Genomic DNA, 13,805 nt, shown 5'->3' with positions numbered 1-13,805 from the left:
GAATTAGCTCTGTGGTTCGAGAAGAGCAAAGAAGGTTTCGAACAGCACGAGGTCGGCGGCGCCCATTGCAGCGGCCGAGGCGCCCAACCGGCCCTGGAGAAGCTGAACGGACCCGCTTGGTGGCGCTGGCTGTTCGCCCATCGCCATCCGGGTCTGGACGATGACGGCATCAATGAGCGATGGCGGTAAAGTCCCATCTATAACGAAGGTTCCGCAGTCGAGGACGGACTGAGCGTTATGAATGACCTGCGCCAGTGCGCGTCCGGCAGCTTCCGACCAGCGCTCAACCGGCGCGCCGGCGGTTTGCCAATCCCAGTCCGGCCCGACGCTCACAGGGATCTGCTGACCGGCGGCTTCAAGCTGCGCTTCGAGTTCGCCCGATCCGGCGATATCCGTTGCCCGGGCACGCGGTCCCGCATGTGTGCAAACCACCATAGCGCCCAGATCCGGGGCCTTGCCGCCCCGGCCTGTAAACAGCCTTCCACCGAGAACGACGCCGCCACTCATAGTGTGCCCAAGATGGAGATAGCCGAAATCGCTATAGTACGCCGCCATCACCTGACGATTTTCCGCGCTGCATGCTGCTGCACCGTCGCCGATCTCTCGAACGGGCATTTCCAGCCGCAGGCTCAACTCATCGGCAACATTACGCTCTCGCCACGCGGCAGCGACGGCCCGTGGCACACCCTTGACCCCCTCATCGCCGACACCTGCCGATGGCAGCGCAAGACCGAGGCGCAACGCCCTGTTGCGTGCATTGGATGGCAGCCGCTCCAGGAGCCGACCGACGCTCTGGGCAATCTGCCCGATCATCTCTTCGGGGTCGGGATAAGCATATCGCCAGCTTTCCTCGACGACGACCTTGCCCTCGAGATCGCACAACACAAGGTCGAACTGCCGCCAGCCCAGCAAGCAGCCGAATGCGTAGGCGCCTTGCGGATTGAGGTAGATCGGCGTCGCCGGCTGTCCGCGACGCCCCCGCAAAACATCGCCCCGGCGGATGAGCCGCTGCTCTTCGAGTGAACGCAGGATGACCGATATCGTCTGTGCCGCAAGCCCGGTGCGCCGCGACAATTCGGCATTAAACAGCCCCGGATAACGGCGCAACGCGGAAAGGACCACCCGCTCGTTATACCGCCGCAAGTCCGATTGCGAGCCGCCCCTGCCGACGCGGGTCGGAATATTTGGAGAGTGTTCGTTCATGCCGCAAACACGCCGAATGTCCAAAAAGGAATCGTCGTGACTTTGGATGAGTGGCCAGCATCCAAGGGTCACTTTGTACTATTTATGGCAAACAAATTTGACTAAAGCAATCACATTACGACCACCAAAGCCCAAAGTGGACTGTTGTTAACTTCTTTTTTCGCAGCTGCGAAAATCGTCGCGCGTCAGAACTCCGCCCATTCGGCATCGACGGCCGCATTGCCGCGCGTAAGATAGGATTGGGCGGCCCGGACAACCTTGTTCTGCAATCCCTTGATGCCGCCTGCTTCAGCCTCCGGCGCTGCACCCTCGATCGTGAAAATGTCGACGATCCTGTCGAGGTCGCGCGCCTGGGCTTCGGTCTGCTCGATGGCTGCGTTGGTCTCCTCGACCAACGCAGCGTTGTGCTGGGTCATCTCGTCGAGCTGGCGGACGGCAGCGCTCAACTCCTCGATTGAATGAGCCTGATCGCGGCTTTCGTCGGCGATCTCGTTCATGAGCGCGTTCATCGACCGCACGGCGGTGACGATATTGCCGAGGCTTTCGCCCGCTTGCGCGACCAGCCGCGTACCACCTTGGACCTCGGTGACACTCTGTTCGATCAACGCCTTAACCTCCGATGACGCCTGGGCAGCTGACTGTGCCAGCCGTCGCACTTCGACCGCGACGACCGCAAAGCCCTTGCCCGCCTCGCCGGCCCGTGCAGCCTCCACTGAAGCGTTGAGTGCCAACAGATTGGTCTGGAATGCGATATCGTCGATCATCCCGATGATGTCGGAAATGCGCGACGAGGACGCGGTGATCCGCTCCATGGCCTCGTTGGCATTCTCCATCACCTTGCCACCGCTTTCGGCGGTCTGTTGCGCATCTTGCGCGGAGGACCGGGCATTCTGCGCCCGCTCGGCATTCTGCAGCACGGTTGTGGAGAGCTGCTCCATCGAGGCCGATGTTTCCTCAATGGTTGCCGCCTGACGCGTGGTGCGCTCGGACAGATCGTTTGCTCCCGAGAGAATTTCACCCGTTGCGGCCTTGAGCGCGCCCGATGTCGTGCGCAATTGCGAGACGATCTCGGCGATTTTTTCAGCGACCGCATTGGTGTCGTCGCGCAATTGCGCGAATGCGCCTTGATAGTCTCCATCCATCCGGTGCGTAAGATCCGCCTGCGCCAGCGCCGAAAGCACTTCGCCGGTGTCCGAAAGGCCCGTTTCGACGGTTTCGACAAGCGTATTGACGCTTGCTGCGAGCCGGTTGAGTTCCTCGTCCGGGAAGGATGCATCGACACGCTGGGAGAAATCCCCGGCGATCGCCGCATCGACAACCGCACCGAAAGAGCGTTGCAGATCCTGCATCATCTCCGCCCGTTCGCGGCGTGCCGCTTCTTCGCGCGCAACTTCGTCCTCGCTCATTCGGACGACCTTCTGCGCGTTCGTACGGAAGACTTCGACCGCGCGCGCCATGGCGCCAATCTCGTCGCGTCGACCCGCATCCCTGACCTCGATATCAAGATCGCCTGCGGCGAGCCGCTCCATCGTGTCGGTCACCCGCGTGACGGGCTTGGAGAGCGTACGCGAGAAAATAAGCCCAACCGCACCTACGGCGACAAGCAGCACCGCGCCGATTCCCAACATCATATTGCGCATGTCAGTGACCGGCGCAAAGGCCTCCTCGGCACTCATGGCCGTGACGACGACCCACTCGAGACCTGGAAAGTCGACCGCATTGGCTTCGACCAGCATATCCATGCCGCGATAATCGGTCGAAATGCCCTGCGCCGAACCCGCCTCAAGCGCTTCGGCCACAACCGGGTCGGTGAATTCGGTCACAAGCGGATCGGCGCTTTCGGTGAACGGCGAATCGGTCCGCATGAGCGCGTCGCGGCCAACGATGAAGCTTTCGCCGGTCTCGCCCAGGCCCGTGCGGCGCTCCATCTGCGCGCTGAACAGCGCGCCAGGGATCTCGGCGACGACCGCGCCCACCTTCTTACCACGGTTGTCGAAAACAGGCGCTCCGGCATAAACGGCCGCCGCTCCGCCATTGGCCGGATAGGCGGCAAGGTCGGAAAAGGCCACCTGCCCGGCTTCGAGATCGGCCATGGCGCGCGCATAAACCTCGGCAACAGCCGTATCGGCAGCCACGCCGTCAGTCACGCTCGTCGCGAAATCGTCGCGTTTGGCGACCGTATAAACGATATGGCCATCGGCATTGACGATCGCGATATCGCCATACCCGCGTGTAAGCGCATGGCTGCGCATGCCGGGGTGATAGCGGCCATGGGTGAAGTTGTAGTTCTCCCGCATGTCGGCCGAATCCATCAAATAGCGCTCTTCGGGCGCATTCGGATTGTTGGCGATGAAGGCCTCCTGGAGGATGGCCGTGGGGTCGGCGAGTTGGTTCCAGGCGATGCCGTAGTCACGCACCGCCGTCGCTGTCGCATCCGAGCCGGCCAGTGCGGAAACGTCGTCGCGCAGCACGCCCAGGAAATTCTCGACCCCGCGCGTACGCTCGATCGAAATTGTCTCGAGCTGTCGGCCGGTGAGCGCGCTCACAGTCTGGGAACCGATGAGGTACGACACGACGCCCACCCCGAGACTGACGATAAGTGCTGACAACAAAAAGGCGATCGGCAGCTTCTGCGCGATGCGAAGCTGCGGCAGCTTGAAGCCGGACGATATGCGCACGGGAATGCCCCCTTTTCCCGGCATTCTGCCGGGTCCTCCTCAACCGATATGAGCGTAGCCTCCTGGCGCCCCGACAACGGATTCTGGCGCTCACTTTACGGCACCGCTCGATCGCATCCGTACCGATGGTGCAGAGACTGCCCTCGATTCAACTTTAGTTTTAGGGCAAATGCGTAAAGTGTTCCTAAAGCGCTCCCCCGCGTTCCGGACGGCATGCCAATAAGTCCGGCGACCCTCGAGCCCCGGTGTCAAATAGCGTGGACGGTATGCGGCGAGACGCGCCTCATACTGATTATAGATGCGAGGCACGCCTCGCCGCATACGTCCGGGTTTTTTGGCTTGGCGTCCGCTCGGGCTGGGGCCAATCCCCGCCAGGTTTCCCCGGTGACCACAGGATCGCTGTGGCTGGCCACGGTGACGTTCGGGCCTCCGCTGGGACGACTCCCATCGGACCCGGACCGGTCCCGCCCAAACGTTCGTTGCGCCTGCGCCCATCAAGCGGGTCCGTGGAAAGCATCATACTTGACGTTTCGGGGGCGGGGATAAGTTTGGGCGCGTTCTCCTCACACTCCGGCAAAACCATCGTGCAGAGCCACTAGCCGCAAAAGCAAAAACCGCCGCCCCGAAGGACAGCGGCCAATGCAAATTCTTGCCGAAACCGCCTTACGACAGCGCGCCGATCACCGCTTCAATGCGTTTCTTCATCGTCGCCGCGTCGAACGGCTTGATGATGTAGTTGTTGACCCCGCACTCGATGGCTTCCTTGACCTGTTCCTTGTCCGAACGGCCGGTTGCCATGATGAAGGGCATGCCTTGCGTGCGCGGATGCTTGCGGATGACCTTTAAAAGGGTCAGCCCATCCACATCCTCCATATTCCAATCCGAAATGATCAGGTCGACATTGGTCTTTTCGAGCTTGGTCAAGGCGTCGCGGCCCGACTTGGCCTCGATGATGTCCTTAAAGCCCAATTGCGTGAGAATATATTTACAGATGCCCCGCATCGACTGCTGGTCATCCACGATCAAAACGCTGACTGCACTGGCCTTTGGCATTGGTTCCCCAGCTGATGAACCCGGCGTCCCTCCGGGGGTGGTCTTAAATGGCGAGATTAGGCAAGAACGGTTACCATAGTCTCAACCACAGTGATTTAAGCTGCTGACTTGAGGCGCATAAGGGCTTGGACGAGCCGGCCCGCGATCTTTTCGAGCGACGCTTCCTCGGCCACCGCACCGATCTCGGCGGCTGCCTTGGGCATCCCATAAATGAGCGCCGACCCCTTGGCCTGCCCGACGGTAAAGGCACCAGCCTCGCGCATCGCCTTGAGACCATTGGCGCCGTCCCGCCCCATGCCGGTCAAGATCGCCCCAACGGCCATCGGACCGACGACCTTGGCAACCGAGGCAAAAAGCACGTCGACGCTGGGCCGATGTCCCGACATCGCCTCATCCTGGGTGACCCGGCATTTGAGTTGGCCGGAGGTCTTTTCAACCCGCAGATGATGATCGCCCGGCGCAACATAGGCCTTTCCCGACTCGAGCACGAGGCGGTCACTCGCCTCAACGACAGTGGCCGGCACCAATTCATTGAGCCGCGCAGCAAACCGCGTGGTGAACCCCTTGGGCATGTGCTGGGCAATAACGATGGGCGGACAATCCTTCGGGATTGCGGACAGCACCTGCCGGATGGCCTCGACGCCGCCCGTCGACGCGCCGATGGCGATGAGCGCACCCGGGGGTGCCGCGGCGGTCTTGATCGGCATATCCGGCGCACTGGCCCGCACTGTGGTGTGCGCCCGCACATCGCTCGCGGCAGCTTGCCGGACCTTTTCGCGCAAGGTGGCACCGAATACCTCTATACCGCCGTCAAGCTCGGCGCCGGGCTTTGCGACGAAATCCACCGCGCCCAGTTCCAGCGCCAGCATAGTCTCGCTCGCGCCCTTCTTGGTCAGCGTCGAAACCATAACCACCGGCATGGGCCGCAGCCGCATGATCTTTTGCAGAAACGCCAGCCCATTCATGTTGGGCATTTCGATATCCAGGGTCACGACGTCGGGGTTGAGCGCCTTGATCTTGTCGCGCGCGTCGAGCGGATCCTGCGCGGTGCCGACCACCTGGATATCACCGTCCTGTGCGAGCGTCTTGCTCAAGACTTCCCGGATCAACGCCGAATCGTCGACTACCAAAACCCTGATCATGCTGCGTCCTTTGCACTGGAATTGGCCTTGAGCTGATAGATGGTCTTGCCGACCAGCTTGAAGCCGTTGGAGACCGCCTGCAGGTTTTCCGAATGCCCGATATAGAGAAAGCCGTCCGGCGCGAGCACCTTGCCGAGCTTGTCGAACATCTGCCCCTGCGTGGGCTTGTCAAAATAGATTGCGACGTTCCGGCAGAAAATCGCGTCGAACGGCCCCTTGAAAGGCAGAGGTGCCATGAGGTTGAGCACCTTGAACGTCATCAGCGCCTTCACCGGCGCGGGAATGCGCACCGTCCCGTCGGTGCCACGATCGAACAGCGCCGCCCGCTGGGCCGATAGCCCCGCAAGCTCGCCGGCTGGATAAATCCCGGTCGCCGCCTTGGCCACGACGTCGGAATCGATATCGGTGGCCAGAATCTTGAAGTCCCAGCGCTTGAGCTCCGGAATGGCATCGAGAAGGCACATCCCGATGGTATAGGGCTCTTGTCCGGTGGAGCACCCCGCCGACCAGATCCGCAACCGCGGCTGCCCGCGCCCATTGAGCCGCGGTTTGCGCGCGACTACGCTGCGAATATGGGTGACGAGGTGATCGAAATGGTGGTCCTCGCGATAGAACCGGGTGAGATTGGTCGTCAGCGCGTTGACGAATTCCTGATTGTCCGCATCCGAGCCGGAGGTTTCCAGATAATCGACATAGCTGTCGAAGCTCTTGAGCCCCAACCGCCGCAAAATCTTGGAAAGCCGCGAAACCACCAGCGTGCGTTTGGCATCCGAAAGCGAAATCCCCGCGATCTTGTAAACCCGCGCCCGGATGCGCGAAAACTCCCTCTCGCTCAGCGCGATCTCGCCGTTGTCCATCCCCGCTCCGTCTCCCTCCGCGCGGGGATAGCGTCGTCCCGCGCATCTGCCATTGTGGTCCCGCCGGCACGCACCAGCATCTCGCGCTGGTCCTCTGCATGGCCTTTGAGCGCGGAGATTTCGGTGTATGCCGCCTCGACCGCCTCGGTGCCTGCGCCCAGCGCGGTTCCGATCATCTGCGTTTCATCACTTAAATTCAGTAAATGTCCGTCGATATCGTCGAGCAGCCGCGCCAGCGCCTCGGCTTGGGCCGTATCGGCTTGCGCGCCCTCGAGCCCTTTCTTGATGAGCGCGCGGATCTCCTTGCTCGCCTGGGCGCTCGCCTGCGCAAGCTCGCGCACTTCGGCGGCGACCACGGCAAAACCCGCCCCCTTCTCCCCTGCGCGCGCGGCCTCGACCGCCGCGTTGAGAGCCAGAAGATTGGTGCGGAACGAGATGTCCTCGATCCCGCCCATCAGCGTATCGATCTGCTCGGTGACCGCCTGGGCCTGGGCGAGGCGCTCGACGCCCGCGCGCGCGGCGGTGCCGGCTTTTTCCGAGACGGCGCGGGTCTTGCCACCCTTTTCCGCAACCACGGCCACGGCAGTGCCGGATTTTGCAAGCGCATCGCGCGCGGCTTCCGCCGATGCGCGGGCTGCGTCGGCGGATCGCATGAGTGCATCTGCGCGCGTTGCGCAGAGTTCGACGAGCCGCCCGACCTCGGCAAGCTTTCGCTGCTCGCGCACCCGCAGTTGCGCTTCCATATCGCGCTCGCCCGCGATCTCGGAAAGCGCCGCGGCAAGCGCTCTGACTTCGCCGGCCAACCCGGTATTGGCGGGCGCGATCTCGGCCCTGCCCTCGGTTTCGATAAGCGCTCGAATAGCGATAGCGCTGCCCTCGAGCGCGGCAAGTGCTGCGTTGAAGGGTTCGAGATCGGGATTGGCCCTGAGCCGGTCGGGACCGAACCGGAAGCTCGTCTGCCCGCCGGTGAGCGCATCGGTAAAGGCTGCAAGGTCATCGTCCGCGATCACGGCGCCGGGACGGTCGAGTTCGACAAGCCAACGTCCGCCCGAAAGCGGTATGCTGCGCGCCCGGTACGTGCGGTCGAGAAGCGCCACACCGGCTTCCGACGGCGCATCGCCCAGCACAAGGGATGGGCCGACAAGCGCCCGCGAGTCGGTGACTTCGCCGACCGCCCGCGTCAGCCCGGCGCTCGCCTTGATCACCTTGCCGTCCGCATCGGTAATGAGCGCAAACCGTTCGAGCATCTCGAAACCGGCCTTATAGACAAGCGCCCGCTCCAGCCGCGCGCAGAGATTGGCGGCGATCGCCCGGACATGGTCGAGTTCCCGCGTCTTGCCGATTGGTCCCGAGCCGACCGCCTCCCCGAGTGCGGAAAGGCCGTTGCGGTGTCTCGCTTCGGCTGCAGCAGCGAGCCAGAGGGTTATCCCAACGCCCAATAGCGTTGCGCCGCAGATGCCAGCAAATCCCCACGCATTCGGGCCGAAAATCGCCCAGAATGCGACGGCGCCCGCCTCCACGGCGAGCCAAATGAGGACGGCAAAAAAAGCAAGGCGCGTCCGGGCCATTCAACGGCCCCGGCGCGCCAGACGTATCGGCGCGAACATGGCGCCACCCTAGGATGGTTATGGTTAACGCTTTGTGAGCGCGCACCACCATCGGTAAGGAATTGCTAGGGCCCGTTAATATCCTCAGAAGAGCTCGATATCGTCTTCGACCGGCTTGACCTTCTGGCGGCTCGCGATTGCAAGTTCTTCGCGCACCAGGCGCGCATTGTCGGTGCTGTCGAGACGCTTGACGAAGGCACGGCCAGAATTGGGCTTGAACATCACCCGGCGGGCATAGGTTCCGCCCATGTCTTCGCTCGCGATCGTATAACCTTCATTGAGCAGGAAGTTGCGGACGAAATCGATATTCTTGAGCCCCACATCGTTCATGCCCGCATGAATATTACCGCCGCCGAACACCTTGAATTCGAGATTGGTTTTTTTGCCGGTGCCCTTGGAGAGAACCATATTGATGAGCTGCTCCATGGCGAATGCGCCATAGCGGGCCGATTCCCCATACGTATCGCGCGCCGATCCCGACTGGGTCGCGAGCAGGAAGTGATTCATGCCCCCGATCTGTGCCTCGCGATCGCGCACGCAGGCACTGATGCATGACCCCAGCACGGTGGAAAACGTAACATCATCTTGTCCGGAAACGAGGCAATCGCCCTGATGAACGGTAGTGACGACCCCGCGGGAGAAATCCGCGGGCAGTGAGGCAACTGCCATAAACCTAGGTTCCCTGTCTCATTCTTTTAGGGTTTGGACCCTAATTCGCGCCGTTTACGTTAATCGCTCGAATGCCAAGTTGATCTTAAACTCATTTTCTTTGTGTTAATGCGCTGCCGGTATGAAGCCGGTGAACGTCAATGCGCCGTGTGACGGGACGTTGGGCTTGGCAACGCCTCGCCTTTACGATCTGCTAACCTTAACGGGGGATGGGGTAGGGGATGCGGCTTGCGGCAAGTAACGATTTAGAATTGCAAAGTTAATATCCGGGCACGCGTATTCAGGGGAGAGTTGCATGGGGCTGCCAAAACTGGCCAGGGAACTGGAAGAAACCGCGCGCCAAACCGCGGAGATGGTCGATGGCATCACCGCCAGTCTCTTGACGCTGGGGGATACCACCATCGACTGCAACACCGCCCGCTCCACCGCCATTCGTCAGATCGTCGTCGCGCTTCAGATGCAAGACCGAATCGAGCAGCGCTGCCGCAATATGGCGGAAGCTGCGCGCAAGCTTGCCGAGTTGCAGGAGCACACCGACAAGGCGGCAAGCGAAGACGTCTGGTCGACACTCACGCTGGACGAATTGCGAGACGACGCACTTTCGGGTATCGCCGCCCGCACCAATTCCGGCGAGGTCGAATTCTTCTGATCTGCCCACCCACTGCATGACCTCCCAAAAGGCGCCTCTTCCGGCGCCCTTTTTGCATGCGGCAACAGAAAACCCCCGTCGCGTTGTTACGCGGCGGGGGCTGAATCGTTCCGGTTAGGGAGCCTGAAGCCTAGACGTCTTCCTTGGCGCCGGCGACGACAGCGTGCAAATCGATAAGCCCGACCATACGACTATCGTGGGTGACGATACCGTTCAAAAGCTCTGTATCGTTGGCATTGCCCTCGGGCACCGCGTGGATGTCGTCCTTGGAGACCGTCAGAATATCCGAGACCGCGTCCACGAGGATGCCGATCCACTTGTCCCCGACACTCATCACGACGACGACGTGATTCTTGGTCGGGTTGGTCTTACCGTCGCCAAACCGGGCCCGCAGGTCGAAGATCGGCACGATGGTGCCGCGCAGATTGATGACGCCGCGCACATATTCGCGCGTATTGGGCAAAGGCGTGGCACCGTTCCAAGCGCGGATCTCACGGACCGTGGTAATCTCCACGCCGTAGATCTGCTCATCGATCGAAAACGCGATGAGCTGCAGCGAGTTCTGGCTCGCTGCCGCCGAATTGTCCTGGTAGTCCTCGCGCATATCGAGCGCTTCCATCGCAAAAACCTCCTTAAAGCGCCTGCCCGTTCGCGTATATTTCCGCGCCCGGGCCCCTAGGCCGCGTTCTGATGGGCATGTCCTGTCTTCAAGCTTTGCACATCAACAATCAACGCAACGTTACCGTCGCCCAGAATTGTGCCGCCCGCGATGCCATCGATACGCTCGAAGTTTTCCTCGAGCGATTTGATGACGACCTGCTGCTGGCCGATGATGTCGTCGACAACCAGCGCGATCTTTGAATTGCCCTCGGCTTCGCACAAGACCACGAACCGGTTGTCCTCGTCCTGGTCCGTTGGCACCTCGAAACGCCGGGCGAGGTCCACCACCTGCACATACTCCCCGCGCACCTGCAGCACCTTGCCGCCCGAGGGCATATGCCCGAAATCCGCGCGCGAATTCTGGATCGTCTCGACGATCGAGGACAGCGGAATGACGTAAGGCGAACCGGCGACCTTGACGAGCATCACGTCGAGCACCGCAAGCGTAAGGGGCAACCGCAGCGTCATCCGCGTCCCCTTGCCCGGCCATGAACGGACATGTACCGAGCCGCCGATCTTTTTGATGTTGGACAGCACCACGTCCATCCCAACGCCACGCCCGGAAATGTCGGAAACTTCCGAAGCTGTCGAAAAGCCCGGCGCAAAGATAAGGTTGTCGATCTGTTCGTCGGTCAGTTGCTGGTCGGCTCCGACGATGCCGCGCTCGCGCCCGATCTCGAGCACGCGTTCGCGGTTGATCCCCTGCCCGTCGTCCTCAACGATAATGAGAATATTGCCGCCAGCCTGCTCGGCCGAAAGCCGGATCGTGCCCGTTTCCGGCTTACCCGCCGCAAGGCGTTTGTCCAACCCCTCGATGCCGTGGTCCGCCGAATTGCGCACCATATGCGTGAGCGGATCTGAAAGCTGCTCGATCACCGTCTTGTCGATTTCGGTGTTCTCGCCAATCGTTTCGAGCTTGATCTTCTTGCCCGTCTTGGCGGCAAGCTCGCGCACGAGACGCGGCATGCGCGAAAAGACCGATTTGACCGGTTGTGCGCGGATCGCCATCACGGCGTCCTGCAGACCGCGGGTCGTTTGCGCGAGCACCTCGATGCCGCGGACGAGTTCCTGATAGCGGTCACGAATCGCGTCGTCCATCTGCTGGGTCAGCATGGACTGGGTGATCACCAGTTCGCCGACCATATTGACGACGCGGTCGACCTTGTCGAGATCGACGCGGATCGACTGCATTCCGATCGCCCGCCCGCCATTGGAGTCCTCGCCGGAAGCCGAAGCTGACATGGCGCCAGCACCTGCGGGCGTCGCAGGCCGCACTGTCGTGGGCGCCGGGGTAACAGGGGCGGCAGCACTGGTTGCCGGAGCGGCGGGCTCCAACCCATCGTCAGGTTCTCCGGTCGGCACGAATTTGCGCTCGGCCTTGGCCTCCTCCGCAAGATCGGCAAAGCTCGGCATATCGTCAGACTCAACGACGGCGGCAACTGGCGCGCCAGCCCGCTTTTCGACGGTGATTTCACAATCGCCATCGACGAACTCAAAAACTTCCCGGATCGCCTCTTCGGTCGCCTTGTCCGAATTGAGCGCGATTCTCCAACTGCAATAGACTCCGAACGGATCGAACGCATCGAGCGCCGGCAACCCCTTGACCTCCGCGGTCACCTCGATCGATCCCAGAAGGGACAATTCACGGAACAGAAGCAGCGGATCGTTGGCGCGCTCGTAAAGCGTCGGGAAGGGAGTAAAGGTGATCACCCAATCGGACGCGCCGTCGGGTGAAACCGGCAGGTCCGAAAGCGGCTTGTCAGCGCCCAGTTCGACCGCGACCGGAGTAAATTCGATATCGAATTCGTCCACCAAGTCATCGTCATCGGCAACGGCGTCGGTCTCAGCAGCTTCGCCCCGGGCCAGCGCGTCGAAACTGGCCTTTTCGCTTGCGCCATATTCGGCCGGCAGCACCTCGCCATCGCGGGCGGCATTGACGAAATCCGCTACGATATCGACCGACCGGATACATAGCGTCACCACCTCGTCAGTGAGCTCGACCCGGCCATCACGAACATAATCGAGCAGCGTTTCGAAGCTGTGCGCGAACTTGACGAGATCATCGAACCCGAACGCGCCACCGCCACCTTTGATCGAATGGATTGCCCGGAAGACCGCATTGAGCCGGTCCGCCTCCCGGTCTCCCTCTTCAATTGCGGCGAATTGCTCCTCAAGCTCGAGCAGCAATTCCGAGCATTCGTCAAAATATGTCGCCTTGAATTCGTCGAGATCACTCATTTGGGACGCCTGCGCGGAGGGATGGGTTCATTTGGTTTCCGGCCTTTAGTGCACGACCTTGTTGATCACGCTGATGAGCTTTTCAGGATCGAACGGCTTGACGATCCACCCGGTCCCACCCGCGGCGCGGCCCTGGTCGCGCTTGTCCTGACTGGTTTCGGTGGTGAGGATCAGGATAGGCAGGCTCTGGTGCTTGCCGGTCGAGCGGACGTTCTTGATGAATTCGATACCGTCCATCACAGGCATATTGATGTCGGTGATGACCACATCGACATCTTCACGGGCGAGGACATCGAGCCCAAGCTGCCCGTTTTCCGCCTGCAACACCTCGAACCCCGCATTGGTCAGGGTGTGGTGAAGCATCGCGAGGATGGTGCGGGAATCATCAACAGTAAGCACGCGCATGGTAGGGCCTGTCATCAATTATGGATAGGGGTTTGACGGGTCATGGTCCGAGCAACTTTCGTGGAAAATTGCGCGTGGTGGACAAATGTCCACGAGTGGGATTTTTCGCGACAAGGGGCCGGACCATGACCCGCCCGGAGGGTTTTGCATAAATCGTCCACTGCCGGCGCGTTTCCCCTTGCGAAGGGGCGCCCCTTGGCTGCGGGGAAACCCTTGACATTGAACGATTTATGCAAAATCAAACCCCTATCCATAATTGATGACATGCCCTGGGTCTATCCTTTCAAGACGGGCGCAAAGTGTTCGTCGAGCCCGAGCTTCTCGATCGAGGCGCGCATAACATCGCTGGCCTTGGCAATGGTGAAGGCGAAACTGGCCTGCTTGGCGGATCCCGCCGCGCTTAAAAGCATGAAAAGCGCGTTAGTGGAGACCCGGTCGACTGCTTCCGCATCGATCTCGACAGGACCGGCCTGGAGCGCGCCGAGCAGGGTCTCACGAATCTCGTCCAACGCATCAAGATCGACAATCCGCGGCAGCACCACAGACTGAGCTTGTGATTTCGGCATGGATGGAAGGCTCCCTGATACCCCCGTTTGGTTGCCGCAGTTTGTCAATCAAGCGTTTAAGAATTCCTAACCATAGCA

At 61.2% G+C, this 13,805-nt stretch carries 12 protein-coding genes; 1 reads left to right on the top strand and 11 read right to left on the bottom strand.

All coding sequences use genetic code 11. From position 1 onward, the window contains the following. Nucleotides 1-3 precede the first annotated feature (3 nt). The 7 genes from LG281_RS13590 to LG281_RS13560 all read right to left on the bottom strand — a co-directional run bounded on the left by LG281_RS13590 (nt 4) and on the right by LG281_RS13560 (nt 9,209). Complete coding sequence (locus tag LG281_RS13590; protein WP_404401564.1) at nt 4-1,203, bottom strand: ROK family transcriptional regulator; 1,200 nt, start codon at nt 1,201-1,203, stop codon at nt 4-6. A gap of 185 nt (nt 1,204-1,388) precedes the next feature. After that, nucleotides 1,389-3,905, bottom strand: coding sequence for a methyl-accepting chemotaxis protein (locus tag LG281_RS13585; protein ID WP_404401562.1), 2,517 nt, complete (start codon nt 3,903-3,905; stop codon nt 1,389-1,391). A 639-nt stretch (nt 3,906-4,544) separates the two neighbouring features. Next, the gene (locus tag LG281_RS13580; RefSeq protein WP_404401560.1) at nt 4,545-4,934 is read right to left on the bottom strand and encodes a response regulator; all 390 of its coding nucleotides are present in this window, start codon (nt 4,932-4,934) and stop codon (nt 4,545-4,547) included. A gap of 95 nt (nt 4,935-5,029) precedes the next feature. Continuing rightward, nucleotides 5,030-6,076 carry a chemotaxis response regulator protein-glutamate methylesterase gene (locus LG281_RS13575; RefSeq protein WP_404401558.1) on the bottom strand — a complete coding sequence of 349 codons (1,047 nt, stop codon included), beginning with the start codon at nt 6,074-6,076 and terminating at the stop codon, nt 5,030-5,032. Then, on the bottom strand, nt 6,073-6,933 hold the full coding sequence (locus tag LG281_RS13570) for a CheR family methyltransferase (protein WP_404401556.1): 861 nt from the start codon (nt 6,931-6,933) through the stop codon (nt 6,073-6,075). The genes LG281_RS13575 and LG281_RS13570 overlap by 4 nt, the downstream gene beginning before the upstream one ends. Next, nucleotides 6,909-8,501, bottom strand: a complete 1,593-nt coding sequence (locus LG281_RS13565) for a methyl-accepting chemotaxis protein (RefSeq protein WP_404401554.1) — start codon at nt 8,499-8,501, stop codon at nt 6,909-6,911. Before LG281_RS13565 ends, LG281_RS13570 begins: the two co-directional genes overlap by 25 nt. 123 nt (nt 8,502-8,624) lie before the next feature. Next, entirely contained in the window at nt 8,625-9,209 is a 585-nt protein-coding gene (locus LG281_RS13560; RefSeq protein WP_404401552.1) for a hypothetical protein, read from the bottom strand. A 295-nt stretch (nt 9,210-9,504) separates the two neighbouring features. Here LG281_RS13560 and LG281_RS13555 point away from each other — a divergent pair, with 295 nt between their 5' ends. After that, complete coding sequence (locus LG281_RS13555; protein ID WP_231805969.1) at nt 9,505-9,858, top strand: hypothetical protein; 354 nt, start codon at nt 9,505-9,507, stop codon at nt 9,856-9,858. Between the two features lie 130 nt (nt 9,859-9,988). Here LG281_RS13555 and LG281_RS13550 read toward each other — a convergent pair whose 3' ends face one another. From LG281_RS13550 to LG281_RS13535, 4 genes are all read right to left on the bottom strand, one after another. Next, a complete protein-coding gene (locus LG281_RS13550) occupies nt 9,989-10,477 on the bottom strand; it encodes a chemotaxis protein CheW (protein ID WP_404401550.1) in 489 nt (162 codons plus the stop codon). A gap of 56 nt (nt 10,478-10,533) precedes the next feature. After that, nucleotides 10,534-12,756, bottom strand: a complete 2,223-nt coding sequence (locus LG281_RS13545; RefSeq protein WP_404401548.1) for a chemotaxis protein CheA — start codon at nt 12,754-12,756, stop codon at nt 10,534-10,536. A gap of 45 nt (nt 12,757-12,801) precedes the next feature. Continuing rightward, nucleotides 12,802-13,161, bottom strand: coding sequence for a response regulator (locus LG281_RS13540; protein WP_404401546.1), 360 nt, complete (start codon nt 13,159-13,161; stop codon nt 12,802-12,804). A 275-nt stretch (nt 13,162-13,436) separates the two neighbouring features. Next, nucleotides 13,437-13,727 (bottom strand): STAS domain-containing protein, encoded by a 291-nt coding sequence (locus LG281_RS13535; RefSeq protein ID WP_404401544.1) that lies wholly within the window; start codon nt 13,725-13,727, stop codon nt 13,437-13,439. Nucleotides 13,728-13,805: the final 78 nt, after the last annotated feature.

It is taken from the genome of Pelagibacterium halotolerans, from assembly GCF_044811015.1.
GTDB lineage: Bacteria > Pseudomonadota > Alphaproteobacteria > Rhizobiales > Devosiaceae > Pelagibacterium > Pelagibacterium halotolerans_A.
The sequence above is the reverse complement of the archived record's forward strand: the minus strand, read 5'-3'. Positions and strand labels throughout refer to the sequence as shown.

Bases quoted from the DNA above. Each gene is read 5' to 3' on its own strand.
- LG281_RS13590 (WP_404401564.1), bottom strand. From the start codon at position 1,203: ATGAACGAACACTCTCCAAATATTCCGACCCGCGTCGGCAGGGGCGGC.
- LG281_RS13585 (WP_404401562.1), bottom strand. From the start codon at position 3,905: ATGCCGGGAAAAGGGGGCATTCCCGTGCGCATATCGTCCGGCTTCAAG.
- LG281_RS13580 (WP_404401560.1), bottom strand. From the start codon at position 4,934: ATGCCAAAGGCCAGTGCAGTCAGCGTTTTGATCGTGGATGACCAGCAG.
- LG281_RS13575 (WP_404401558.1), bottom strand. From the start codon at position 6,076: ATGATCAGGGTTTTGGTAGTCGACGATTCGGCGTTGATCCGGGAAGTC.
- LG281_RS13570 (WP_404401556.1), bottom strand. From the start codon at position 6,933: ATGGACAACGGCGAGATCGCGCTGAGCGAGAGGGAGTTTTCGCGCATC.
- LG281_RS13565 (WP_404401554.1), bottom strand. From the start codon at position 8,501: ATGGCCCGGACGCGCCTTGCTTTTTTTGCCGTCCTCATTTGGCTCGCC.
- LG281_RS13560 (WP_404401552.1), bottom strand. From the start codon at position 9,209: ATGGCAGTTGCCTCACTGCCCGCGGATTTCTCCCGCGGGGTCGTCACT.
- LG281_RS13555 (WP_231805969.1), top strand. From the start codon at position 9,505: ATGGGGCTGCCAAAACTGGCCAGGGAACTGGAAGAAACCGCGCGCCAA.
- LG281_RS13550 (WP_404401550.1), bottom strand. From the start codon at position 10,477: ATGGAAGCGCTCGATATGCGCGAGGACTACCAGGACAATTCGGCGGCA.
- LG281_RS13545 (WP_404401548.1), bottom strand. From the start codon at position 12,756: ATGAGTGATCTCGACGAATTCAAGGCGACATATTTTGACGAATGCTCG.
- LG281_RS13540 (WP_404401546.1), bottom strand. From the start codon at position 13,161: ATGCGCGTGCTTACTGTTGATGATTCCCGCACCATCCTCGCGATGCTT.
- LG281_RS13535 (WP_404401544.1), bottom strand. From the start codon at position 13,727: ATGCCGAAATCACAAGCTCAGTCTGTGGTGCTGCCGCGGATTGTCGAT.